The following is a 23,707-nucleotide window of genomic DNA, read 5'->3' as shown; positions in this document are numbered from 1 at the left end:
ATGACCGACCGCCCCCTTCCTGCGCTGGTGGACAGCCACTGCCACCTCGACTTTCCGGATTTCGCCGGCGAGCAGGCCGATCTGGTCGCGCGCGCGCAGGCCGCCGGGGTCACGCGCATGGTCACCATCTGCACGCGGCTGCGGCTTGAGCCGGCGGTGCGTGCCATCGCCGAGGCGCATCCCGAGGTCTTCTACGCCGCCGGCACGCACCCCATGCACGCCGCCGAGGAGCCGCTGGCCACGGTCGAGGACCTGGTGGCGCTGGCCCGGCATCCGAAATTCGTCGGCATCGGCGAGAGCGGCCTTGACTATCACTACACCGCCGAAAGCGCGGCGATCCAGGCCGAGAGCCTGCGCATCCATATCGAGGCAGCGCGCCGGACCGGCCTGCCGCTGATCATCCACTCCCGCGACGCCGATGCCGACATGGCCCGCATCCTGCAGGGCGAACATGCGGCCGGGGCGTTTTCCTGCGTCATGCATTGCTATACCAGCGGCGCGCAACTGGCCCGCACCGCGCTGGACCTGGGGTTCTATTTGTCGATGTCGGGGATCGCGGTCTTTCCCCGCTCGGCCGAGATCCGCGAGATCTTTGCCGCCGCGCCGCGCGATCGCATCCTGGTCGAGACGGATGCCCCCTATCTGGCGCCGCCGCCGCATCGCGGCCGGCGCAACGAACCGGCCTATGTTGCCCAGACCGCGCGGCTGGGCGCCGAGGCCCTGGGCCTGCCCTTCGAGGAATTCGCCGCCCAGACCACCGCCAATTTCGACCGGCTGTTTTCCCGGGCCGCGGCATGATCCGCGCCACCATCCTGGGCTGCGGCTCCTCGGGCGGCGTGCCGCGCCTGGGCAACCGCTGGGGCGAATGCGACCCGCAGGACCCGCGCAACCGCCGCCGGCGCTGTTCGCTGCTGGTCGAACGCATCGGGGCGCAGGGCCGCACGCGGGCGCTGATCGACACCGGCCCGGACCTGGTGGCGCAGCTTCTGGATGCCGGGGTGGGCGAGCTGGACGCCGTGGCCTATACCCATGCCCATGCCGACCACATCCACGGCATCGACGACCTGCGCCAGATCGTCTTCAACATGCGCCGCATCATGCCGGTCTGCGCCGATGCGGCCACAGCCGCGGTGCTGTGCCGCCGTTTTGGCTATATCTTTGAAATGCCCGAAGGCTCCTCCTATCCTCCGGTCTGCGAGATCGTGCCGATCGAGGGACCCTTCGCGGTGAACGGTGCCGGCGGGACCATCGGCCTCAGCCCGTTCCGGGTCGAGCATGGCGACATCGACGCGCTGGGGTTTCGCATCTCGGGCGGCGGGGAGAGCCTGGTCTATCTGCCCGATGTCCGCCACATCCCGGCGCAGTCCTGGCCGGTGATCCAGGGCTGCGACGTGTTCATCTGCGACGCGTTGCGCCGCACGCCGCATCCCAGCCACGCGCATCTGGCGCTGACGCTGGACTGGATCGCACGCTCGGGCTGCCGGCTGGGCATCATCACCAACATGCATATCGACCTGGACTACAGCGACGTGATGCGGGAAACGCCTGCCAACGTCATCCCCGCCCATGACGGATTGCAGATCGAGCTTTCATGACCATCCTGTTCGAGGTCATCCTGCCGGTGTTCATCGTCATCGGCTTTGGCTATCTGGCGGTCTGGCGCAAGCTGTTCTCGGAGCTTGCGGTCGACGGGCTGATGCGCTTTGCGCAGAATTTCGCCGTGCCGGTGCTGCTGTTCGTCAATGTCGCGCGGCTGGATCTGGCCCAGGACATCAACCCCGGCATGTGGCTGGCCTTCTATGTCGGGGCCTTCCTGTCCTATGCCATCGGCTGGGCGCTGTCGCTATACTGGCTGCGCCGCCCGCCCGAGGATGCGGTGGCCATCGGTTTCGCCTGCCTGTTCTCGAACTCGCTGCTGCTGGGCGTGCCGATCATGGAGCGCGCCTATGGCAGCGCGGCGCTGGCGGGCAATATCGCCATCATCGCCATCCATTCGCCGCTGCTTTACACCTTCGGCATCACCATGATGGAGATCACCCGCGCGCGCGGCCAAAGCGTCCCGGCCGGGCGGGTAGCGCTGCGCGCGCTGTCGGGGGTGCTGCAGACGCCGCTGATCATCGGCATCCTTTGCGGCGCGGTGATGAACCTCGCGACGCGCGCCGGCCTGGTCATGCCCGAGGGATTCTGGGCCGCGGCAGACATGATGGCGCGCGCCGCCCTGCCGGCGGCGCTGTTCGGGCTGGGGGGCGTGCTGTGCCGCTATCGTCCCGAGGGCGACAGCACCGCCATCGCCGTCTGTTGCGCCTGTTCGCTGATCGTGCATCCGGTCACCACTTGGGGGCTGGGGCAGCTCTTGCAGTTGCCGGTGGCGCCGCTGCGCTCGGCGGTGATCACCGCCAGCATGGCGCCGGGGGTGAACGCCTATCTCTTTGCCGCGATCTATGGCGTGGCCATGCGCGTCACCGCCTCGGCGGTGCTGGTGGGCACGCTTGCCTCGATGCTGACGATCTGGTTCTGGATCTCGGTCCTGCCCTAGCGCGGGGTCAGCCCGCGCAGCCGTTCCGAGCGCCGGCGCAGCATCTCGACCGTGGTCAGCAGCGCCACCGAGAAGATCACCAGCAGCGTCGCCACCGCCAGGATCGCCGGCGAGATCTGTTCGCGGATGCCGTTCCACATCTGCCGCGGGATCGTCTGCTGGTCGGGGCCGGCGATGAACAGCACCGCCACCACCTCGTCGAAGGAGGTGACGAAGGCGAACAGCGCCCCCGAGATCACCCCGGGCAGGATCAGCGGCATGGTGACGCGAAAGAAGGTCGTGCGCGGATTGGCGCCCAAGCTGGCCGCCGCCCGGTTCAGCGACTGGTCAAAGCCGATCAGCGTCGCCGTCACCGTGATGATGACAAAGGGAATGCCCAGCGTGGCATGGGCCAGGATCACCCCCGGATAGGTGCCCGCCAGCCGGCCGCAGGACGGGTTCAGCCCGAACCAGGACAGCGGCTCGCAGGGGTTGGAATAGAAGAAGAACATCCCCGTGGCGGTGATGATGATCGGCACAATCATCGGCGAGATCAGCACCGCCATGATGATGCGCCGGTAGGGCATCTCGGAACGCGACAGGCCCAGCGCCGCCAGCGTGCCCAGCGTCGTGGCCAGGATGGTGGCCGAAATGCCGATGATCAGCGAGGATTTCGCCGCCTGCACCCATTTCGCATTGCGCCAGACATCCGCCCACCAGGCGCCGTCGCGCGGTGCGTCGGGCTGGGCCATGCCGAAGGTCAGCAGGCTGTCATACCAGCGCAGAGAATAGCCGTCGGGGTCGAAAGCCAGCATCTTTGGGGTGAAGGTGAAATAGGGCTCGGCGTTGAAGCTGAGCGGGATCACCACCACGATCGGCGCGATCAGGAAGAAGAAGATCGCGGCGCAGATCGCCAGATAGGCATAGTGCCAGGCCCGCTCAAGCCTTGAGGCATAGGTCGGAAGCGCCATGTGATCACCCCAGTTTCAGATTGTCGATGCCGACGAGACGGTCATAGACCCAGTAAAGGATCAGCACACCGCCCAGCAGCAGCGCCGCCAGCGCCGCCGCCATGGACCAGTTCAGCGTCTTGGTCATGTGCATGGCGATCATGTTCGAGATCAGCTGCCCCGAGGCGCCGCCGACCAGCGCCGGCGTGATGTAATAGCCGACCGCCAGGATGAACACCAAAAGCGCCCCCGCCCCCAGTCCGGGCAGGGTCTGCGGGAAATAGATGCGCCGGAAGGCGGTCCAGCTGGTCGCCCCCAGGCTGCGCGCCGCGCGCACATAGGACGGGTTGATCGTGCGCATCACCGAATAAAGCGGCAGGATCATGAAGGGCAGCAGGATATGGGTCATGGCGATGATGGTGCCGGTGCGGTTGAACATCATCTGCAGCCGCTGGTCGTTGCCGATCACCCCCAGCCAGACCAGGATGTCGTTCACCACCCCCTGCTGCTGCAGCAGCACCATCCAGGCGGTGGTTCTGACCAGCAGCGAGGTCCAGAACGGCAGCAGCACCAGGATCATCAGCAGGTTCGATTTCCGCATCGGCAGCGTCGCCAGCAGATGCGCGATCGGAAAGCCCAGCACGAAGGTGGTGGCGGTGATGACCAGCGACAGCCAGAAGGTGCGCATGAACAGCATCACATAGATGCGCTCGCCCTCGGGGGCGGCAACGATCCGGCCCTCGGCGTCGCGGCTGCGGTCCAGGGCGGCAAGGTAGAAGTTCGCGGTATATGGCGTCGAGGCCTCGCGCATCACCGACCACAGCCGCGGGTCTTCCCATTTCGGATCCATGGCGACGATCGCCTCGCGGTAGGGCGGGTCGATGCCGCCCTTGGCCTTGCGCCCGGCCGAGGTGAACAGCGAGCGCGTGCCCGGCATGTCATAGTTGATGCGCGTGCCGACCACGCCGATGGTGCGCGCCTCGGCCGAGGCGGTCAGGTCGGCGGCCAGCGCCCCCCAGGCGGCCTCGTCGGGTTCGGTGCCGCGCGGATTGGCCTCGAACCAGGCCGAAAGCTGCGGCATGTTGGCGGAAAAACCGTCGTTCTTGACCGAGCGCTGCAGCATCTGCCCGATCGGCACCACGAAGGTGATCAGCACGAACAGCAAGAGCGGCAGCACCAGCAGGAAGGCACGCCGCCGCGCCCGGCGCGAACTGCGCGCCAGCGCCCGGGCCAGGGGTTGCCCGTCGGCGGTGCGCAGCGTTCCCCGGGTCTCGACGCCGGCGGCTTCGGTGACGATGGCGGCATGGGGGTCCAGCGCATTTGACATGTCGGATCCTTCGTCGGTCAGGAGGCACGGCTTGCGCCCGCGGCCGGTCGGGCCGGCCGCAGGCAGGATGTCACGAGCCGGCCAGCCAGGCGTTGAAGCGCTCGTTCAGCTCGGCGTCATGGTCGGCCCAGAATACCGGATCGTCCATGACCGCGGTCTTCATATGCGCCTCGCTGGTAGGCATATGCGGCGCCATCTCGGTCTTGCCGTCCTGGAACAGCCCGACCAGCGCCGCGGAACTGCTGCGCGCCGGGCCATAGGCGATGTATTTCGCCTGGTCGGCCAACCGCTGCGTGTCGGTGGCGAATTTCAGATATTCCAGCGCCGCCTCGGGATTGGGCGAGCCCTTGGGAATGGCGAACATGTCCATGTCCATGTATTGCCCGTCCCAGATGATCTCGAAGGGCTTGCCCTCACCCACCATGGCGTCGAAGAAGCGGCCGTTATAGCCGGTGGCCATCACCACCTCGCCATCGGCCAGCAGCTGCACCGGCTGCGCGCCGGCCTCCCACCAGACGACATCGTTCTTGATCGCGTCCAGCCTGGCAAAGGCGCGGTCCACGCCTTCGGGGGTGGCCAGCGTCTCATAGATCTGGTCGGCGGGCACCCCGTCGGCGATCAGCGCCAGATACAGCGTGCGCTTGGGGTTCTTGGGCAGTCCGCGCTTGCCCGGAAATTTCGCCGTGTCGAAGAAATCCCTGGCCGTCGCGGGCTTTTCGCCGGGGTATTTGCTGGCGTCGAAGGCGATCACCGTGCCCCAGAAGATATTGGCCACCGCGCAATCCTGCAGCGCGCCGGGGATGAAATCCTTGGAAGCCGGCGTGCCGTCGGGCGCCGGCGGCAGCGTGTCGGGGTCGATCTGGACCAGCGCGCCCTCGTCGCACAGCCGGATGGCGTCCGACACCTCGATGTCAAAGACATCGCCGGTGATGTTGCCGGCCTCGATCTGCGCCTTCAAGGGCGTCGCCGGGTTGTCGGCGGCCAGCATGTTCACCTTGATGCCGGTCTGTTCGGAAAAGGGCGTGTTATAGGCCTCGATCTGGGATCTCTCATAGGCGCCACCCCATGAGACGACGTTGACCTCCTTGTTCTGCGCCTGGGCGGCCAGCCCCAGGCTGCACAGGGCCGAAGTCAGGATCAGGGTTGATCTCATCATGTTCTCCCGTTGGTGGTCCGGTGCGTTGACCGGTCGGCTGCCCGTTTTCGGGCTTGTGCCTGCCGCGGCGGGACCGGCCCGCCGCGGCGGATCGCATCAGTTCGCCGCCAGCCAGGCGGTGAAGCGCTCCTGCAGTTCCGAATCGTGATCGACCCAGAAATCGAGATTCGAGGCGAGCGCGTTCTTCATGTTGTCGGCAAAGGTGGGCAGGTTCGGCCCCATGGGCGTGTCGGTGCCCTCGATATTGCCGACCAGCGCCGCGGCCGATTTGCGCGGCGGGCCGTAGCTGATGAACTCGGCGGCGCGGGCCTGCTGCTCGGGCGCGGTCGAGAAGGTGATGAATTCCTTCGCGGCCTCGGCGTTCGGGGCGCCCTTGGGCATCACCCAGCCCTCCATCTCATAGATCTGCCCGTCCCAGGCGGTCTTGAAGGGCTTGCCCTCTTTCAGCGCCGCGTCGAAGATCCGGCCGTTGAAGGCGAAGGCCATGCTGACCTCGCCATCGGCGAGGAACTGCGGCGGCTGCGCGCCGGCCTCCCACCAGATCACGTCCTTCTTGATCTGGTCGAGTTTGGCAAAGGCGCGGTCCACGCCCTCGGGGGTGGCCAGCACCTCATAGACCTGGTCTGCGGGCACGCCATCGGCCATCAGCGCATATTCCAGGTTGAACTTGGCGCCCTTGCGCATGGTGCGCTTGCCGGGGAACTTGGCGGTGTCGAAGAAGTCCGCCGGGCCCGCGGGCTTGGCATCGGGGAACTTGCTGTCGTCATAGGCAAGGATCATCGAATAGACATCCGTCGCCACGAAACATTCCGTCACCGCACCGGGGATGAAGTCATCCGCGGCCGCGGCGCCGTCGGGGGCGGCGGCCAGGATCGCCGGGTCGATGGTTTCCAGCAGACCCTCGTCGCACAGCCGCACCGCGTCGGCATATTCGACCGAGGCCACGTCGACCGAGACATTGCCGGCCTCGACCTGGGCCTTGACCGGGGTCGCCGGGTTGTCGGCATCCGAGACCGAGACCTTGATGCCGGTCTTTTCCTCGAAGGGCCGGGCATAGGCCTGCACCTGGCTGGCGCCATAGGCGCCGCCCCAGCTGAGCAGGTTCAGCTGCTTGTCCTGCGCCTGGGCCACCGTCGCCACGGCAATCAGCGCCGTGGACAGGATCAACATGCGTTTCATCTTCACTCCCTGGTTTGTCGTTCTTGGTTGCGGTCTTCAGACCGGATCGAGGGCGCGGGCATCCTCGGGATGCCAGCCGATCCGGATCGTCTGGCCGGGCGACAGTTTCACCTGGCCAAGCGTATTGCGGTATTTCATCACGAAATCGTCCTGGCCCGCGACATGCAGCCGGGCGCGCAGGATGTCGCCCATGTAGATCACGTCGCGCACCCTGGCCTCGATCGTATGGGCGTCGCGCGGCATCAGCTCGGGCTTGAACTCGACGCGCTCGGGCCGGATCGAGACCGTGGTCTGCTGCCCGCTTTCGCGGATGTTGACGGCGGTGGCGTCGATCAGATCGCCATTGCCCAGCCGCACCAGCGCCTTGTCGCCCTGCAGCTGCTCGATCGAGCCCCGCAGCGCGTTGTTCTCGCCGATGAAGCCGGCGACAAAGCTGTTTTCGGGCTGTTCATACAGGACCGGCGGCGGCGCCAGCTGCTGGATGCGGCCGTCGTTGAACACCGCGACGCGGTCCGACATGGTCAGCGCCTCGCCCTGGTCGTGGGTGACATAGACCACGGTGATGCCCAGCCGGTCGTGCAGCGCCTTGATCTCGAACTGCATGTGCTCGCGCAGCTGCTTGTCCAGCGCGCCCAGCGGCTCATCCATCAGCACCAGCTTGGGGTCGAAGACCAGCGCCCGGGCCAGCGCGATGCGCTGCTGCTGCCCGCCCGACATCTGCGCCGGCCGGCGGCTGCGGAACTTGCCCATCTGCACCATGTCGAGCGCACGCATGATGCGCTCCTCGCGCTCGGCCTTGCCCATGCCGCGCACTTCCAGCGGAAAGGACAGGTTCTCGCCCACGCTCATATGCGGGAAAAGCGCATAGTTCTGGAACACCATGCCGATGCCGCGCTTGTGCGGCGGCACGTCGTTGATGTTGCTGCCGTCAAGGCGGATCTCGCCATGGGTCGCGGTTTCGAATCCCGCCAGCATCATCAGGCAGGTGGTCTTGCCCGACCCCGAGGGGCCGAGCATGGTCAGAAACTCGCCCTTGCCGATGACAAGGTTCAGGTCCTTGACCACAAGTGTCTGACCGTCATAGCTTTTCTGGACATGGTCAAAGACTACGAACGCGTCGTCGCCGGGGTCTGCTGTCACGATGCGGGCTCCCTGTAACTGTCGGTTCTTGTTCCGCATCCTCAGTTAATCGGCGCCCGCGCACGATTGCAACTGGCGAGTTGCGGCAGGGCCCGATCAGGCCGCGCCCCGCCGGCCCCCGGCGCGCCGGGTCGAGAGCAGGAGACTGGTTTCCGATGTCATCACCCCCTCCATGTTGCGGATGCGGCGGATGACCTCGTCCAGATCGGCCAACGAGCCGGTGGCCAGTTCGACGATCAGATCCCAGCGGCCATTGGTCGAATGCACCGCGACCACCGCCGGGATGCCGGTCAGCCGTGCCATGATGCGCTCGCCGCCCCGGCCCTCGATGCCGATCATCATCAGCCCGCGCACCGGCGCCTCGGACACATCGGCGCGGGTCAGCACGCTGAAGCCCGCGATCTCGCCCGCGGCCTGCAGCCGCTCGAGCCGGGCGCGCACGGTGGCGCGGCTGACGCGCAGCCGTGCAGCCAGGTCCGAGATTGCGGCGCGGCCGTCGCGGCGCAGCTCGGCGATCAGCCCCAGATCGAGATCGTCCATAATGGTGGATCCATTGATCAATTTGCGCGAGATCCTGCCCATTTTAGTCAGTCACGCGCTTGCAGTCACCACAAATCGGCATGACCCTGCAGCATGAAGGAGATGAAGATGAGCAAAGTTTCCCTTATCGGCGCCCCGGTCGACTCCGGCCAGCGCCGCCCGGGCTGCCTGATGGGGCCGGCGGCCTATCGCGTCGCCGGCATCGCCCAGAGCCTGCGCGATCTCGGCCATCAGGTCGCGGATCTGGGCGATGTCGAGCCGCGGGCGCAGGCAGCGGCCAGCTGCGCCAATCCCGCCGTCGACCAGCTTGACGCCACGCGCGGCTGGACCGCGGCGCTGCGCGCCGGCGTCGCGGAGGCGCTGGATGCGGGCGCCATGCCGGTGGTGCTGGGCGGCGACCACAGCCTGGCGCTGGGCTCGGTCGCAGGTGCCGCGGAACATGCGGCGCGCGCCGGCCGGCCGCTGTTCCTGCTGTGGCTGGACGCGCATAGCGACTTTCACACACCGCTGACCACCGAGACCGGCAATCTGCACGGCACCCCGGTGGCCTATGTCGCCGGGCGCGAGGGTTTCGACGCCTTCCCGCCCTTCCCCGGCCCGCTGCCGGCCGAGCGCATCTGCCTGTTCGGCATCCGCAGCGTGGACGGCGCGGAACATGCGGCGCTGCTGCGCTATGACATCGCGATGAACGACATGCGCGTGCTGGACGAACGCGGCGTCATCGCGCCCTTGCGCGAATTCCTTGACCGGGTGCGCGCGGCGGGCGGCATGCTGCATGTCAGCCTGGACGTGGATTTCCTCGACCCCTCGATCGCGCCGGCGGTCGGCACCACGGTGCCGGGTGGCGCCACCTTCCGCGAGGCGCATCTGGTCTGCGAGCTTTTGCACGAATCCGGGCTGATGACCTCGCTTGATCTGGTCGAGTTGAACCCGTTCCTGGACGATCGCGGGCGCACGGCGCGGCTGATGGTCGATCTGGCCGGCTCGCTGTTCGGCAAGAAGGTCTTCGATCGCCCGACCCGCAGCTTTCAATGAGTGACGCCATGCAAAAACCCTCGCAGACCGCCCTCGTCCCCTTTGTCAGCGTCGAGAACATGATGCGCCTGGTGCTGCATGTCGGCATCGAGCGGCTGCTGGTCGAACTGGCGGCCGAGATCGAGGCGGATTTCGCCCGCTGGCCGAAATTCGACAAGACGCCGCGCCTGGCCAGCCATTCCGACATCGGGGTGATCGAGCTGATGCCGACCTCGGACGGCGAAACCTATGGCTTCAAATATGTCAACGGCCATCCCGCGAACATGCGCAAGGGGCTGCAGACGGTGACCGCCTTCGGCCTGCTGGCCGATGTCGCCACCGGCTATCCGCTGATGCTGTCGGAAATGACCATCCTGACCGCGCTGCGCACTGCGGCGACCAGCGCCATGGCGTCGAAATGGCTGGCGCCCAGCGGCGCAAGCGTGATGGCGATGATCGGCAACGGCGCCCAGGCCGAGTTCCAGGCCCTGGCCTTCAAGGCGATCTGCGGCATTGCAGAGGTGCGGCTTTTCGACATCGACCCGGCCGCGACCGAGAAATGCGCCCGCAACCTTGCGGGCCGCGGGCTGAACGTCGTGCCCTGCAAAACCGCCGAAGCGGCGATCCTTGGCGCAGAGGTCATCACCACCTGCACCGCCGACAAGCAATATGCCACCATCCTGAGCGACAACATGGTGGGCGCGGGCGTGCATATCAACGCCGTCGGCGGCGACTGCCCGGGCAAGACCGAACTGCATCCGGGCATCCTGAGGCGCGCCGGCATCTTTGTCGAATACACCCCCCAGACCCGCATCGAGGGCGAGATCCAGCAGCTTTCCCCCGACCATCCGGTGACCGAGCTGTGGCAGGTGATCGCAGGCCAGGCGCCGGGACGGCGGGACGGCCGCGAAATCACCCTGTTCGACAGCGTGGGCTTTGCCATCGAGGATTTCAGCGCGCTGCGCTATGTGCATTCGCGGCTGCGCCCCTCGGGGCTGTTCCAGGATCTGGACATGATCGCCGATCCCGACGATCCGCGCGACCTTTTCGGCATGATCCTGCGCGCCGAAACCGTCTGAAGGGGGTTGCAGCCGGGGCACGTTCGCCGCAAACCCCGCGCCGAACCACCGGAGACCCCCATGCCCGCCCTGTTTCCCGGCATCCGCATCGAGGCGGCCGAGCTGCGCATCGTCCGCCTGCCGCTGCTGACGCCCTTTGTCATCTCGACCGGCACCATGGCCGAGAAGGTGTTTCCGCTCTTGACGCTGAAGGCCGAGGGGCTGGAGGGCTACGGCGAGGGCGTCATGGACCTGCTGCCCGACTATCTCGAGGAGACCCAGGCCGCCGCCCTGCCCTTCCTGCGCCAGGCGGTGTTGCCGCAACTGCTGGGCCGGTGCCTTGCCGCTCCGGCGGAGCTGGCCGCGATCCTTGCCCCCTGGCGCGGGCATCGCATGGCCAAGGCCATGGTCGAGATGGCGCTGTGGGATCTCTGGGCCAAGGCGCTGCGCCTGCCGCTTTCGGCGCTGCTGGGCGGAGTGCGCGACGCGGTCGAGGTCGGCGTCAGCCTGGGCATCGCCGATGTCGCGACCACGCTGACGCGCGTCGCCGCCGCCGAGGCCGAAGGCTATCGCCGCATCAAGCTGAAGATCCGCCGCGGCCACGACCTGGACCTGCTGGCCGCGGTGCGGGCCCAGTTTCCGAACGCCAGGCTGACGGTGGACGCCAATACCGACTATCGGCTGGGGGACATGGCGCGGCTTCGGGCGATGGACGGCTTTGGGCTGGACTATATCGAACAGCCGCTGGCGCATGACGACATCCTGGACCACGCGCAGGTGCAGGCGCAGCTGGCGACGGCGATCTGCCTTGACGAAAGCATCCGCTCGGCCGTGGATGCGCGCAAGGCGCTGGTTGCCGGGGCGGCAAGGGTCATCAACATCAAGGTCGGCCGCGTCGGCGGCTTTGCCGAGGCGCGCGCCATCCACGACCTCTGCGCCGCCTTCGATGTGCCGGTCTGGTGCGGCGGCATGCTGGAATCGGGCATCGGCCGGGCGCAGAACATCCATCTTGCGACGCTGCCGAATTTCTGCAGGCCGGGCGACACCTCCTCGGCCAGCCGCTATTTCGCCCGCGACATCATCCAGGAACCGCTCGAGGCCGAGGCCGGGCTGATGGCGGTGCCCCGGCACGGGCCCGGACTTGGCGTGACGCTGGACCGCGGCTTTCTGGACCGCGTCACCGCCAGTTGCGAAAGCCTGCGCGCATGAAGGACGTGATCCTGCGCGAATTGCGCGGCCTTGACGAGCTGCGCCACGCAGAGGCGCTGCAGCGCGCGGTCTGGGGCCAGGACGATCCGGCCGACAATGCCGACCTGATGCTGGCCATCCAGCACGAGGGCGGGCTGGTCGCCGGCGCCTTTCGGGACGGGCACATGCTGGGCTTTCTGCTGGCCTTTCCCAGCGCCACGCCCGGGGTGCAGCATTCGCACCGCCTGGGCATCGTGCCGCAGGCGCAGGGCATGCGGCTGGGGCTGGCGCTGAAATGGTTCCAGCGCGACTGGTGCCTGGCGCGCGCCATCACGCATGTGCGCTGGACCTTTGACCCGCTGCGCGCCGTCAATGCCGGCCTGAACGTCGCGGCGCTGGGCGGGGTCGCGAACCGCTACCTGCCGGATTTCTATGGCCCGATGGCGGGGATCAACGCCGGCCTGGCCTCGGACCGGATCGTGCTGGACTGGCATCTGCGCGATGCCGGCGTCGCCGCCCGCGCCGCCGGCCAGCCGCCCGCACCGCCCCCGGCCGGGCCCGGGGTGGCGATCCCGCGCGACATCGCCGCGCTCATGCGCGACGACCCCGCCGCGGCCCGCGCCGCGCGCATGGCGCTGCGCCACGACTTGCAGGCCGCCTTCGCCCGCGGGCAAAGGATCGCCGGTTTCGACCGCGCCCGCGCCCGCTACCTGCTGGCCTGAGGCACGAATTTCACCAACACGCACATGACCACAGGACCCGACATGAACAGCGCGCCCAGCCTTGGCCAGCGCATCCTGCGCAGAAAACCCCTGGAAGATTTCGCCTGCCCCGCGCGCGGTGACGGCGCGCCGCGCCTGCAGCGCTCGCTCAGCCTGTTTCAGCTGACCATGTTCGGCGTCGGCGCCACCATCGGCACCGGCATCTTCTTTGTGCTGGCCGAACAGGTGCCGGTGGCGGGCCCGGCGGTGCTGGTCTCGTTCCTGATCGCCGGCGTGGCCGCCGGGCTGACCGCGCTGTGCTATGCCGAGATGAGCTCGATGATCCCGGTCTCGGGTTCGAGCTATTCCTATGCCTATGCCACGCTGGGCGAAGGCGTGGCCTTTCTGGTCGCGGCCTGCCTGATCATGGAATACGGCGTCTCGGCCGGCGCCGTCGCCGTGGGCTGGAGCGAATATCTGCACAACCTGCTTCTGACCACCACCGGGCTTGAGCTGCCGCGCGCGCTTCTGGTGGCGCCGCTGGTGGCCGAGGGCTATTCGCTGCACCCTGGCGGCGAGGGGCTGATCAACCTGCCCGCCGCGGTCCTGGTGTTTCTGTGCTGCATCCTGCTTTTGCGCGGCCCGCGCGAATCGGCGCGCGCCAATGGCATCATCGTGGTGCTGAAGCTTGCGGTGCTGGCGATCTTTGTCGCCCTGGCACTGACCGCTTTCGACAGCGGCAATTTCGCCCCCTTCTCGCCCAACGGGCTGGCGGGGATCAGCGCCGCCGCGGGGTCGATCTTCTTCACCTTCATCGGGCTCGACACGGTTTCGACCGCAGCCGAGGAAATCGAGGACCCGCGCCGCAACCTGCCGCGCGCCATCATCCTGGCGCTGCTGATCGTGCTGGGCTTTTATGTGCTGGTGGCGGTGGCGGCGCTGGGCGCGCAGTCGCAGGGCATGTTCGAGGGCCAGGAGGCCGGGCTGGCGGTGATCCTGCACAATGTCACCGGATCGCACCTGCCCTCGGTGATCCTGTCGGCGGGAGCGGTGATCTCGGTGTTCTCGGTGACGCTGGTGGTGCTTTACGGCCAGACGCGGGTGCTGTTCGCGATGGCGCGCGACGGCATGCTGCCGGGGATCTTCTGCCGGGTGAACCCGCGCAGCATGACGCCGACCGCGAACACGCTGATCGTGTCCTGCGCCGTCGCGGCCATCGCCGCCTTCATGCCCTCGGACGTGCTGTGGGACCTGACCAGCATGGGCACGCTGGTTGCCTTCTCGGTGGTCTCGGCCGGGGTGATCATCCTGCGTTATCGCCAGCCCGAGGCGCCGCGCGGCTTTCGCGTGCCGCTGTTTCCGCTGCTGCCGGTGCTCAGCATCCTCGCCTGCCTCTACCTGATCTCCAGCCTGTCGCTGATCGTGTTCAAGCTGGCGGGGATCTGGGCCTTCCTGGCGGCGGTGATGTATCTGTCCTATTCCGCGCGCAATTCGGCGCTGGAGCGCGGCCGGGCAGGCGCCTAGCGCCGCGCGAGGCCGCGCAGCGCCGGCCAGGCGGCGCGATATGCGGCGTGGCGTTCGGCGTAGCGCGCCGCCAGCGCCGGGTCGGGCGCGATCTCGGCCGAGATCCGCGGCGGCGCGAATGTCCGCGCCGACAGATCGCCGCTGACGCAGGCCGCCGCCAGCCGCGCCGCGCCCAGCGCCGCACCCGGCGCCTCGCCCTCGGGTTCCAGCAGCGTGATGCCGCTGGCCGAGGCGATGATCGAGAGCCAGGCGCGCGAGGCCGCGCCCCCGCCGGTGGCCCAGGCCGCGTCAAGCCGCGTGCCGGCACGGGCCAGGGCCTGGGCGCAATCGGCGAAACCCATGGCCACGCCCTCCATCACCGCCCGCGCCAGATCGGCCAGGCCGACGCCACGGCGCAGGCCGAGGAAGGCGCCGCAGGCATCGGGATCGTTCAGCGGCGTGCGCTCGCCCGAGAGATAGGGCAGGAACGTCACCGGCGCGGGCACGGGTGCGCCCTCGGCCACCATCGTCGCCAGTTCCGGCACCTGGCGGCCGCTGATTTCCGAGAGCCACACCATGCTGTCGCTGGCCGAGAGGATCACCCCCATCTGGTGCCACCGGCCCGGCACGGCATGGCAGAAGGCGTGCACGGCCTCGGCGGTGTTCGGGGCATGGCGGTCGGTGGCGGCGAACAGCACCCCCGAGGTGCCCAGCGACAGAAAACCCGTGCCCGGCGCCATCACCCCCATGCCGCAGGCGGTGGCGGCATTGTCGCCCGCGCCCCCCGCCACCGGCACCCGCGCCACGCCCCAGCGCGCCGCCAGATCGGCGCGCAGCCGGCCCGAGACCGCGCTGCCCTCGACCAGCGCCGGCATCTGCGCGCGCGACAGCCCGGTCGCGGCCAGCAGGGTATCTGACCAGTCGCGCCGGGCCACGTCCAGCCACAGCGTCCCCGCCGCGTCCGACATGTCCGAGACATGCTCGCCGGTCAGCCACAGCCGCAGGTAATCCTTGGGCAGCAGCACCCGCGCCGTGGCGGCAAAGACCTGCGGCTCGTGACGGGCAAGCCAGGCCAGCTTGGGCGCGGTAAAGCCCGCCATCACCAGATTGCCGGCGATGCCGCGGAAATCCGCCCGCGCCTCCAGCGCGTGACATTCGGCGCCGGCGCGGCCGTCGTTCCACAGGATGCAGGGGCGCAGCACCCGGTCGCCGCCGTCCAGCAGCACCGCCCCGTGCATCTGCCCCGAAAGGCCGATGGCGCCCAGCCGTGCCATCGGGCCGGGATGCGCGCGCGCCAGCGCCTCGATTGCCGTCGTGGCGGTGCGGATCCAGTCGGCGGGGTCCTGTTCGGACCAGCCCGGCTGCGGCCGGCTGATGCCAAGGGGCGCATGCGCGCTGCCGACCGGGGCCAGCCCCGCATCCAGAAGCAGCGCCTTGACACCCGAGGTTCCCAGATCAAGTCCCAGATACATGACGCCCCCGCCCAGGTGCCCCGCCCCGCTGCAGTCACTTCATCAGCCGTTCCTTGACCACCGGACCGACGGCGCCGAAATCCATCTGCCCGGCGTGGCGGGCGCGCAGCTCGGCCATGACCCGGCCCATGTCGCGGATCGAGGCGGCGCCAAGGTCGGCGATGGCGCGCTCGATGGCGGCGCCGGTCTCGGCCGCGTCGAGCTGGCGCGGCAGATAGGACTGGATCAGCACGATCTCGTCCTGCTCGCGCTCGGCCAGTTCCAGCCGGCCGCCCTCTTCATAGGCGCGGGCGGATTCCTGGCGCTGCTTGACCATGCGCGACAGGATGGCGACCAGATCGACCTCGCTCAGCCCGGTCTCGTCGCCGCTTTCGGTGCGGGCGGCGATCTCGCGGTCCTTGATCGCGGCCGAGATCAGCCGCAGCGTCGACAGCCGGGCCGCCTCGCGGGCCTTCATCGCCTCCTTGATGTCCGCCAGAATGCGTTCGCGCAGTCCCATCCGATCCTTGCCTCCCAGATTCGGCGCCGCCGTGGCCGCGCGCCAGGGTCAAGACTTGCGCCGGCGATCAAGTTTGCGCAACCCCCCGGTTCGCGCCTTGACGCGCGCTCCCCCTTTACCTAGTTTCCCGCCGATTTACCCGGAGAGTCGCTATGTCCCAGAAACCGACCGCATGCCTTGCGCTTGCTGACGGCACCGTTTTTCATGGCCAGGGTTTCGGCGCGACCGGAGAAGTGGTGGCGGAACTGGTCTTCAACACCGCGATGACCGGCTATCAGGAGATCATGACCGACCCCTCATATGCCAGCCAGGTCGTCACCTTCACCTTCCCCCATATCGGCAATACCGGCGTCACCCTGCAGGATGACGAGGCGCCTGAACCCGTCGCCCCCGGCATCGTGGTGAAATGGGATCCGACCGAGCCCTCGAACTGGCGCGCCAGTTCCGATCTGGTCGAATGGATGGAAAAGCGCGGCCGCATCGGCATCGGCGGCGTCGACACCCGTCGCCTGACCCGCGCCATCCGCCAGCAGGGCGCGCCGCATGTGGTGCTGGCCCATGACCCGCAGGGCAATTTCGACATTGCCGCCATGGTGGCGCGCGCACGCGACTGGCAGGGGCTGGTCGGGCTCGACCTCGCGCGCGAGGTCAGCACCCGGCAAAGCTATCGCTGGGACGAGGGCATGTGGTGCTGGCCCGGCGAATTCGCCCGGCCCGAGCACAAGAAGCCCTTCCGCGTCGTGGCGCTGGATTACGGCGCCAAGCGCAACATCCTGCGCTCGCTGGTGCAAAGCGGCGCCGAGGTGGTGGTGCTGCCCGCCACCGCCACCGCCGAGGAGGTGCTGGCGCATGACCCCGAGGGCGTGTTCCTGTCCAACGGCCCCGGCGATCCGGCGGCGACCGGCGAATATGCGGTGCCGATGATCCGCGAGTTGCTGGCGCGCGAGCTGCCGATCTTCGGCATCTGCCTTGGCCATCAGATGCTGGCGCTGGCGCTTGGCGCGCAGACGGTCAAGATGAACCACGGCCATCACGGCGCCAACCATCCGGTCAAGGATCTGGAAAGCGGCAAGGTCGAGATCACCTCGATGAACCACGGCTTTGCCGTCGATGCCCAGACCCTGCCCGAGGGCGTGATCGAGACCCATGTCAGCCTGTTCGACGGCTCGAACTGCGGGTTGCGGCTGGCGGGCAAACCGGTGTTCTCGGTGCAGTATCACCCCGAGGCCAGCCCCGGCCCGCATGACAGCGACTATCTGTTCGAGCGCTTCACCGACGCGATGCGCGCGCGCCGCGCCTGAGAGCGGGGCCTGAGAGCCCGACTCGAAACTCTACGCGACATAGCAATACCTTGCGAGGCGCCGCGTCAGGAGGCGGATGTGGGCGACAAAGATCCATGCCTCGGCCGATGCGATGGATTTCTCCCAGTCCTTGGCCAGTCGGCGGCAGCGTCCGAGCCATGCGAAGGTGTGCTCGACCACCCAGCGCCGCGGCAACAGCTCGAAGCCCTTGGCCGTGTCGGAGCGCTTGACGATCTCGAGCGTCCAGTCGCCGATGCGTCGCAGGGCTCGTTCGAGCTTCGGGCCGGCATAGCCGCCGTCGGCGAAGACGTGGCGCAACCAGAGCCAGCGGGCGCGGATTGACTGCAGCGCCTCGAGCGCGCCGTCACGGTCCTGGACGCCAGCCGCATGCACCACCAGGCCGACCATCAGCCCGAGCGTGTCGGTGACGATGTGCCGTTTGCGACCCTTGACCTTCTTGCCGGCGTCGAAGCCGCAAACCCCGCCGCTCTCGGTGGTTTTCACGCTTTGGCTGTCGATGACGTCTGCGGTCGGGCTCGCCTCCCGACCCTCCAGTTCGCACGCTTCCATGACCAGATTGTTGCTGATCGTCCCCCACAGCCCGCTGTCGCGCCAATCGTAGAAGTAGCGCTGCACCGTCGAGGCCGGCGGCAGATCCTTCGGCAGCATCCGCCACTGGCAGCCGGTCGAGGCCATGTAGAGGATCGCGTTCACCACCTCCCGCAGATCCGCCGTCCGGGGACGCCCGACCGGTCGCGGCGAAGGGAGAAAAGGCGCGATCAGCACCCATTCTCGATCGGTCAGATCGCTTGCATAACGCGGCGACCGGCGAGCATAGTCGCACCGAGCGGTATCATCCCAGGGCATCGTGCCTCCGTCTGTTCATCCAAACCGACGTGAATCACAACCATCTGATATCGCTCAACTCGTTTCGGGTCCAGCTCTGAGAGCCGGACCCGAAGGCCGGGCCGCAAGGCCCGCCGTCCCCTGCGTGCGCAGCGGTTAACCCGTCCTTAATCTTCGCCGTGCAAGGAATGGGCATCCGACGCAGGACAGGATTCGCGCATGGCCGTCCCCGCCCGCATCAAGCCTCGCCCGGAGCGCATCGAGCCCGCCTGGCTGGCCGAGGCCCCACCGCCGGCCGGCGAGGTGATCGGCGGGCGCGATCTGCGGCCCTTGGGCCAGATCCTGATCGAGGATGGCGCGGTGCTGCCCCGCGACCTGCTGCGGGCGGTGGTGATGCGCCGCCGCCAGTCGGCGCCCCTGGGCGAGATCTTGCTGAGCAACGGCTGGGTGCGCGAGGACGCCCTGCTGCGCGCCCTGTCCCGGCAGTGGCGATCGAGCGCCGTGGACCTGGCCGCGCTGCCGCCGGACCCGCGCCTGATCGACGCGCTGGGCGCCACGCTGTGTCTGGCCGAGGCCGCGGTTCCCTGGCGGCGCATCGGCGGCGTCACCTATGTCGCCACCGCCCGGCCCGAGGAATTCGCCGCGCTCTGCGCGCGGCTGCCGGCGGATTTCGGCACGGTGCGCATGCTGCTCTGCTCCGAGCGCGCAGCGCGCGACGCGGTGCTGGCGCAGCGCCGCACCTCGCTGATCCGCCAGGCCGAGTTGCGCGTGCCGGCCGGCGAAAGCTGCCGCAGCCGCAACGAACGCCGCACCCGGCGCATCGCGCTGGCGCTCATCGCGCTGGCGGTCCTCGGGCTGCTGGCCAGGCCGCTGGCGGTGATCGCCCTGCTGACCGCCTGGGCGGTGCTGACGCTCCTGGCCACCACCACGCTCAAGGCGCTGTCCTTTGCCGCCATCCTGCGCCAGAACGCGCGCAAGGGTCGGCGCGACCCAGCCCCTGCCGCCGGCGCGGGTCCCGAGATCCCGCTGCCCGTCATCTCGGTCATGGTGCCGCTGCTGGGCGAGGCCGAACTGGCCGACAGGCTGATCGGCCGGCTGGCGCGCCTCGACTACCCGCGCGAGCTGATGGATATCCTGCTGGTGGTCGAGGCCTCAGACCGGATCACCTGCGCCGCGCTGGAAGGCGTGCAGCTGCCGCGCTGGCTGCGCGTGGTCACGGTGCCGGACGGGCCGATCCGCACCAAGCCGCGGGCGCTGAACTATGCGCTGAACTTCTGCCGCGGCACGATCATCGGCATCTGGGACGCCGAGGACCGGCCCGAACCCGACCAGCTGCACAAGGTGGCGCGCGGATTTCACGATGCGCCGCCCGAGGTGACCTGCCTGCAGGGTGTGCTCGATTATTACAACCCGTGCACGAACTGGCTGTCCCGCGCCTTCACCATCGAATATGCGTCCTGGTTCCGGGGCACGCTGGCGGGCGCGGCGGCGCTGGATCTGGTGGTGCCGCTGGGCGGCACGACGCTGTTCATGCGCCGCGACAGGCTTGAGGAAATCGGCGGCTGGGACGCCTGGAACGTCACCGAGGACGCGGATCTGGGCGTGCGCCTGACGCGGCGCGGCTATCGCACGCGCATGCTGGACACCGTCACCCACGAAGAGGCGAACTGCCGTCTGCTGCCCTGGATCCGCCAGCGCTCCCGCTGGCTCAAGGGCTTTGCCATGACCTGGGGGGTGCATATGCGCGACCCGGCGGCGCTGTGGCGCGACCTGGGACCCCGGCGGTTCATCGCGCTGCAGGTGCAGCTTTTCGCCTCGGTGTCGCATTACCTGCTTGCCCCCGTGCTCTGGAGCTTCTGGCTGCTCAGCCTCGGTCTGCCCCATCCCATGCGGCCACTGCTGGCGGAGTCGCTGGGCGGCAACGCCATCGCGGCGCTTTTCGGCCTGTTCGTGTTTTCGGAACTGCTCTCCATCGCCATCGGCATCTGGGCGGTGCGCGGGCGCCAGCATCGGCATCTGGCTGTCTGGGTGCCGACGCTGCACCTGTATTTCCCGCTCGGCTGCCTTGCGGCGCTGAAGGCGATGTATGAGGTGCTGGCCCGCCCCTTCTATTGGGACAAGACCCAGCACGGCATCCATGACGCCGCCGAGGACGAGGCCACCGCGCCGCCGCCCGCCGAGGCCGCGGTCGCGGCGCTGATCCCGCTGCACCCGGCGCCGGCGGCGGGTGGCGCCGCACCGCGGGGACGCAGCGCCGCCGGACCGGGCCGGCCGGCAGCGGCGGCCATGCCGGTTCTGGGCCGCATCGGCTGAGCCCGGGGGTGCGGCTCAGGGCGTCCCCTCGTGGACATCGAACGGCGTGAGGGCTGCGTCTATGCCGGCGCCGGCCTCCTCGACCACGGCGGCAAGTCGCCCGGCCAGCTGCTCGAGCGTTCCCGCCCCGGTCTCGCGCAGCAGGAAGGCCTGGCCACCCTTGCCGACCGCCTCGAGGTTGAGCGGCGTCTCGGCCAGAAGCCGCGTGGCGCATTGCAGGTTCCACAGGAAGCGCCGCGCCGAGGCCAGCGCATCCGCCCTCTCGCGCGAGACCAGACCGGCGCGCTGGCCGGCGCGCAACTGCGCCAGGACGGCGCGGGCGGGCGATCCGGCGCGCAGCGCGAAGGATTGCGCCAGCAGCTCGATGTCCTGCAGCCGGCCGCGACCGGTCTTGGCCTCCCAAGCGCCGTCGGCGGGTCTTGCGGCAAAGATGCGGGCGCGCATCTCGGCCAGGTCGGGCAGCACGCGAGGATCGGCGCCGCGCAGGCGCAGCACCTCGACGCGCAGCGCCTCGACCTGCTCGCCCAGGGCATCGACATCGGCGCCGCAGCCGCCGATCACCCGCGCGCGCGACAGCGCCAGATGTTCCCATGTCCAGGCCTCGGTCATCTGGTAGTCGCGAAAGCCCTGCACCGAGGTGGCCACCGGCCCCTGCCGCCCCGAGGGGCGCAGCCGCATGTCCACCTCATAAAGCCGCCCGGCCGAGGTCGGCGCCGCCAGCCCGGTGATCATCGCCTGGGTCAGGCGCGAATAATAGGCGCGCGCCGCCAGGGGCTTGGCCCCGCGCGAGGCCTCCTCTCCGGCGGCGTCATAGATCACGATCAGGTCGAGGTCCGAGCCGGCATTCAGCTGCCGCGCCCCGAGCGAGCCCATGCCCAGCACCACCGCGCCGCGCCCGGGCGGTGGTCCGTGCCGGCGGGCGAATTCGGCCGCCACGACCGGAAACAGCTCGGCCACGGCGGCATCGGCGATGTCGGCATATTGGGTCCCGGCCTCCTCGGCGCCGATCAGCCCGCGCAGGTGATGCACGCCGCTGCGGAACTGCCATTCATGCGCCCAGCGCCGCGCCGCATCCAGCGCGCGTTCATAACCTCCGTCCGGTCCCGCCAGCACCTGCGCCATCTGCGCCCCGAGGTCGCGGCGCAGGGCCGGCGCCCCCGGCCAGTCCGAAAAGAAGCTGCCGCCCAGCACCGCCTCGAGCACCTCGGGGTGGCGCGCCAGATAGGCAGCCAGCCCGGGCGCGGTGCCGCAGATGTCGGCGATCAGGTCGACCAGCTGCGGATTGGCCTCGAACAGGGAAAAGATCTGCACCCCGGCGGGCAGGCGGGCCAGGAAGGCGTCGAAGCGCTGCAGCGCCTCCTCGGCATGGGCGACGGCGGTCAGCCGGGTCAGCAACTCGGGCTCGATGCGGGCGAAAAGCTGGCGCGCGCGCTGCGAGCGCAGCGCCGGATAGGCGCGCCAGCCCTCGACCCGCGCCTCGGCCTCGGGGGACAGCTGCGGGCGGCTGCTGGCCGAGGCGGGGGTGAAGAAATCGCCGGTCAGCGCCTCGACCCGGGAAAGGCGCGCCGCCAGCCGCGCCGACCAGGCGGCGGCATCAGGCTCGCCCATCATATGCGCGATCAGCGCCACCCCCTCGGGCGAGCCGGGCACGCGATGCGTCTGGGCGTCGTTGACCATCTGGATGCGGTGCTCGATCTCGCGGTGCTGGCGGTAGTGCCCGGTCAGTTCTGCGGCGACCTCGGCCGGGGCCCAGCCCTTTTCGGCCAGCCGCGCCAGCGCCTCGACGGTGCCGCGCACCCGCAGCTCGGGATCGCGCCCGCCCGAGATCAGCTGCCGGGTCTGGGTGAAGAACTCGATCTCGCGGATGCCGCCCTGGCCCAGCTTCATGTCATGGCCCGCGACCTCGATGCGGCCGTGCAGCCCCTTGTGGTCACGGATGCGGCGGCGCATGTCGTCCGTGTCCTGGATGGTGGCGAAATCGAGGTGCCGGCGCCAGACGAAAGGGCGCAATTCGCGCAGGAACCGCTCGCCCGCGGCCAGGTTGCCGGCGCAGGGTCGCGCCTTGATATAGGCGCCGCGTTCCCAGGTGCGGCCCTCGGCCTCGTAATAGGCCAGGGCCGCCGCGATCGAGATGCAGACCGGCGTCACCGCCGCATCCGGACGCAGCCGCAGGTCGGTACGAAAGACATAGCCCTGGTCGGTATTGTCCGAGATCGTCGCCGCCGCGCGGCGGGTGGCGCGGATCAGGCTGGCACGGGCCTCGTGCTGGTCGTCGCGGCCGAAAGCGGTCTCGTCGTAAAGCACGATCAGGTCGATGTCCGAGGAATAGTTCAGCTCATGCGCGCCCATCTTGCCCATGGCCAGGGCGACGATGCCGCCGGCATCGGCCGAGGTCGCCGGCAGCTTGCCGCGCGCGATCTCGGCCGCGACATGGGCGCGCAGCGCCAGATCGGCGGCGCGGTCGGCCAGCGCGGTCAACGCCGCGGTCACCTGTTCCAGCGCCCAGACCCCGCCCAGATCGGCGAGCGCCGCAAACAGCGCCACCCGCCGCTTGGCCCGGCGCAGCGCCGGCCCGAGCGCCTCGGCCGAGAGATCGTCAAGCCCCGCCGTCTCGCGCGCGACGACATCCTCATGGGACAGCGCGTCCTGCAGCCAGTCGGCCTCGCGCGCGATCAACCCGGCAAGATAGGGGCTGCAGCCGGCGGCGCCCCGGACCAGCCCGGCCAGGCGCGGCTCGGCGATGCCGCTGGCCTCAAGCGCGGTCTGGCCGCGGCCGGGGTCGAAGGGGATGGGCTGGCGGGTGATGCGGGCGGCGAAATCCATGCCGCAAAGCCTAGCCGGCGCCGGGCCGAGGTCAATGGCCCCGCCCGCCCCCGGGTCCGAAACTGCGTCGAATGCCGCCTGATCAGTGCTTGGCGCAGGCCGGATCTGTTGCTAGGCTTTTGCCCATCAGCAACCGGACCGCGAAGCCGAACCCCTGTCGATGCGCGCAACAGCCTTTTCAC

At 69.1% G+C, this 23,707-nt stretch carries 20 protein-coding genes; 10 read left to right on the top strand and 10 right to left on the bottom strand.

The window, feature by feature from the left end; all coding sequences use genetic code 11:
* From WMK75_RS07310 to WMK75_RS07300, 3 genes are read left to right on the top strand one after another with little or no spacing between them, the layout of a single operon-like run.
* Complete coding sequence (locus WMK75_RS07310; protein WP_347267013.1) at positions 1-798, top strand: TatD family hydrolase; 798 nt, start codon at positions 1-3, stop codon at positions 796-798.
* A complete protein-coding gene (locus tag WMK75_RS07305) occupies positions 795-1,595 on the top strand; it encodes an MBL fold metallo-hydrolase (protein WP_347267012.1) in 801 nt (266 codons plus the stop codon). Before WMK75_RS07310 ends, WMK75_RS07305 begins: the two co-directional genes overlap by 4 nt.
* Positions 1,592-2,536: an AEC family transporter gene (locus tag WMK75_RS07300; protein ID WP_347267011.1), complete on the top strand. Its 945-nt coding sequence runs from the start codon at positions 1,592-1,594 to the stop codon at positions 2,534-2,536. Before WMK75_RS07305 ends, WMK75_RS07300 begins: the two co-directional genes overlap by 4 nt.
* Here WMK75_RS07300 and WMK75_RS07295 read toward each other — a convergent pair.
* The 6 genes from WMK75_RS07295 to WMK75_RS07270 form a co-directional block, all read right to left on the bottom strand.
* On the bottom strand, positions 2,533-3,486 hold the full coding sequence (locus WMK75_RS07295; protein WP_347267010.1) for an ABC transporter permease: 954 nt from the start codon (positions 3,484-3,486) through the stop codon (positions 2,533-2,535). The genes WMK75_RS07300 and WMK75_RS07295 overlap by 4 nt on opposite strands.
* A gap of 4 nt (positions 3,487-3,490) precedes the next feature.
* On the bottom strand, positions 3,491-4,792 hold the full coding sequence (locus WMK75_RS07290; RefSeq protein ID WP_347267009.1) for an ABC transporter permease: 1,302 nt from the start codon (positions 4,790-4,792) through the stop codon (positions 3,491-3,493).
* A 70-nt stretch (positions 4,793-4,862) separates the two neighbouring features.
* Positions 4,863-5,945, bottom strand: a complete 1,083-nt coding sequence (locus WMK75_RS07285) for an ABC transporter substrate-binding protein (protein ID WP_347267008.1) — start codon at positions 5,943-5,945, stop codon at positions 4,863-4,865.
* A gap of 99 nt (positions 5,946-6,044) precedes the next feature.
* Positions 6,045-7,127 carry an ABC transporter substrate-binding protein gene (locus WMK75_RS07280; RefSeq protein ID WP_347267007.1) on the bottom strand — a complete coding sequence of 361 codons (1,083 nt, stop codon included), beginning with the start codon at positions 7,125-7,127 and terminating at the stop codon, positions 6,045-6,047.
* 36 nt (positions 7,128-7,163) lie between these two features.
* On the bottom strand, positions 7,164-8,306 hold the full coding sequence (locus tag WMK75_RS07275; RefSeq protein ID WP_347267006.1) for an ABC transporter ATP-binding protein: 1,143 nt from the start codon (positions 8,304-8,306) through the stop codon (positions 7,164-7,166).
* Positions 8,307-8,363: 57 nt separating this feature from the next.
* Positions 8,364-8,807, bottom strand: a complete 444-nt coding sequence (locus WMK75_RS07270; protein ID WP_347267005.1) for an Lrp/AsnC family transcriptional regulator — start codon at positions 8,805-8,807, stop codon at positions 8,364-8,366.
* 108 nt (positions 8,808-8,915) lie between these two features.
* Between WMK75_RS07270 and rocF the strand changes: the two genes are divergently transcribed.
* The 5 genes from rocF to WMK75_RS07245 are packed head-to-tail and all read left to right on the top strand — an operon-like array spanning position 8,916 to position 14,292.
* Positions 8,916-9,842 carry an arginase gene (gene rocF / locus WMK75_RS07265; protein WP_347267004.1) on the top strand — a complete coding sequence of 309 codons (927 nt, stop codon included), beginning with the start codon at positions 8,916-8,918 and terminating at the stop codon, positions 9,840-9,842.
* An 8-nt stretch (positions 9,843-9,850) separates the two neighbouring features.
* Complete coding sequence (locus tag WMK75_RS07260) at positions 9,851-10,900, top strand: ornithine cyclodeaminase (RefSeq protein ID WP_347267003.1); 1,050 nt, start codon at positions 9,851-9,853, stop codon at positions 10,898-10,900.
* Positions 10,901-10,960: 60 nt separating this feature from the next.
* Positions 10,961-12,088 (top strand): o-succinylbenzoate synthase, encoded by a 1,128-nt coding sequence (menC, locus tag WMK75_RS07255; protein ID WP_347267002.1) that lies wholly within the window; start codon positions 10,961-10,963, stop codon positions 12,086-12,088.
* A complete protein-coding gene (locus WMK75_RS07250; protein WP_347267001.1) occupies positions 12,085-12,789 on the top strand; it encodes a GNAT family N-acetyltransferase in 705 nt (234 codons plus the stop codon). Before menC ends, WMK75_RS07250 begins: the two co-directional genes overlap by 4 nt.
* 42 nt (positions 12,790-12,831) lie before the next feature.
* A complete protein-coding gene (locus tag WMK75_RS07245; protein ID WP_347267000.1) occupies positions 12,832-14,292 on the top strand; it encodes an amino acid permease in 1,461 nt (486 codons plus the stop codon).
* On the opposite strand, the gene xylB is transcribed toward WMK75_RS07245, so the two are convergent.
* On the bottom strand, positions 14,289-15,743 hold the full coding sequence (gene xylB / locus WMK75_RS07240) for a xylulokinase (RefSeq protein WP_347266999.1): 1,455 nt from the start codon (positions 15,741-15,743) through the stop codon (positions 14,289-14,291). The two genes, WMK75_RS07245 and xylB, sit on opposite strands and share 4 nt — an antisense overlap.
* A gap of 34 nt (positions 15,744-15,777) precedes the next feature.
* Entirely contained in the window at positions 15,778-16,242 is a 465-nt protein-coding gene (locus tag WMK75_RS07235) for a GatB/YqeY domain-containing protein (protein ID WP_347266998.1), read from the bottom strand.
* Positions 16,243-16,394: 152 nt separating this feature from the next.
* On the opposite strand from WMK75_RS07235, the gene carA reads away from it, so the two are divergent.
* Positions 16,395-17,543 (top strand): glutamine-hydrolyzing carbamoyl-phosphate synthase small subunit, encoded by a 1,149-nt coding sequence (gene carA / locus WMK75_RS07230; protein ID WP_347266997.1) that lies wholly within the window; start codon positions 16,395-16,397, stop codon positions 17,541-17,543.
* Positions 17,544-17,573: 30 nt separating this feature from the next.
* Here the strand turns inward: carA and WMK75_RS07225 are convergent, their stop codons facing one another.
* Positions 17,574-18,410 (bottom strand): IS5 family transposase, encoded by an 837-nt coding sequence (locus WMK75_RS07225; protein ID WP_347266996.1) that lies wholly within the window; start codon positions 18,408-18,410, stop codon positions 17,574-17,576.
* Between the two features lie 198 nt (positions 18,411-18,608).
* On the opposite strand from WMK75_RS07225, the gene WMK75_RS07220 reads away from it, so the two are divergent.
* Positions 18,609-20,702, top strand: coding sequence for a glycosyltransferase (locus tag WMK75_RS07220; protein WP_347266995.1), 2,094 nt, complete (start codon positions 18,609-18,611; stop codon positions 20,700-20,702).
* Positions 20,703-20,717: 15 nt separating this feature from the next.
* Here WMK75_RS07220 and WMK75_RS07215 read toward each other — a convergent pair whose 3' ends face one another.
* A complete protein-coding gene (locus WMK75_RS07215; protein ID WP_347266994.1) occupies positions 20,718-23,525 on the bottom strand; it encodes a glutamine-synthetase adenylyltransferase in 2,808 nt (935 codons plus the stop codon).
* Positions 23,526-23,707: the final 182 nt, after the last annotated feature.

It is taken from the genome of Paracoccus sp. (in: a-proteobacteria) (genome assembly GCF_039808215.1).
Classification (GTDB): Bacteria; Pseudomonadota; Alphaproteobacteria; order Rhodobacterales; family Rhodobacteraceae; genus Paracoccus.
The sequence above is the reverse complement of the archived record's forward strand: the minus strand, read 5'-3'. Positions and strand labels throughout refer to the sequence as shown.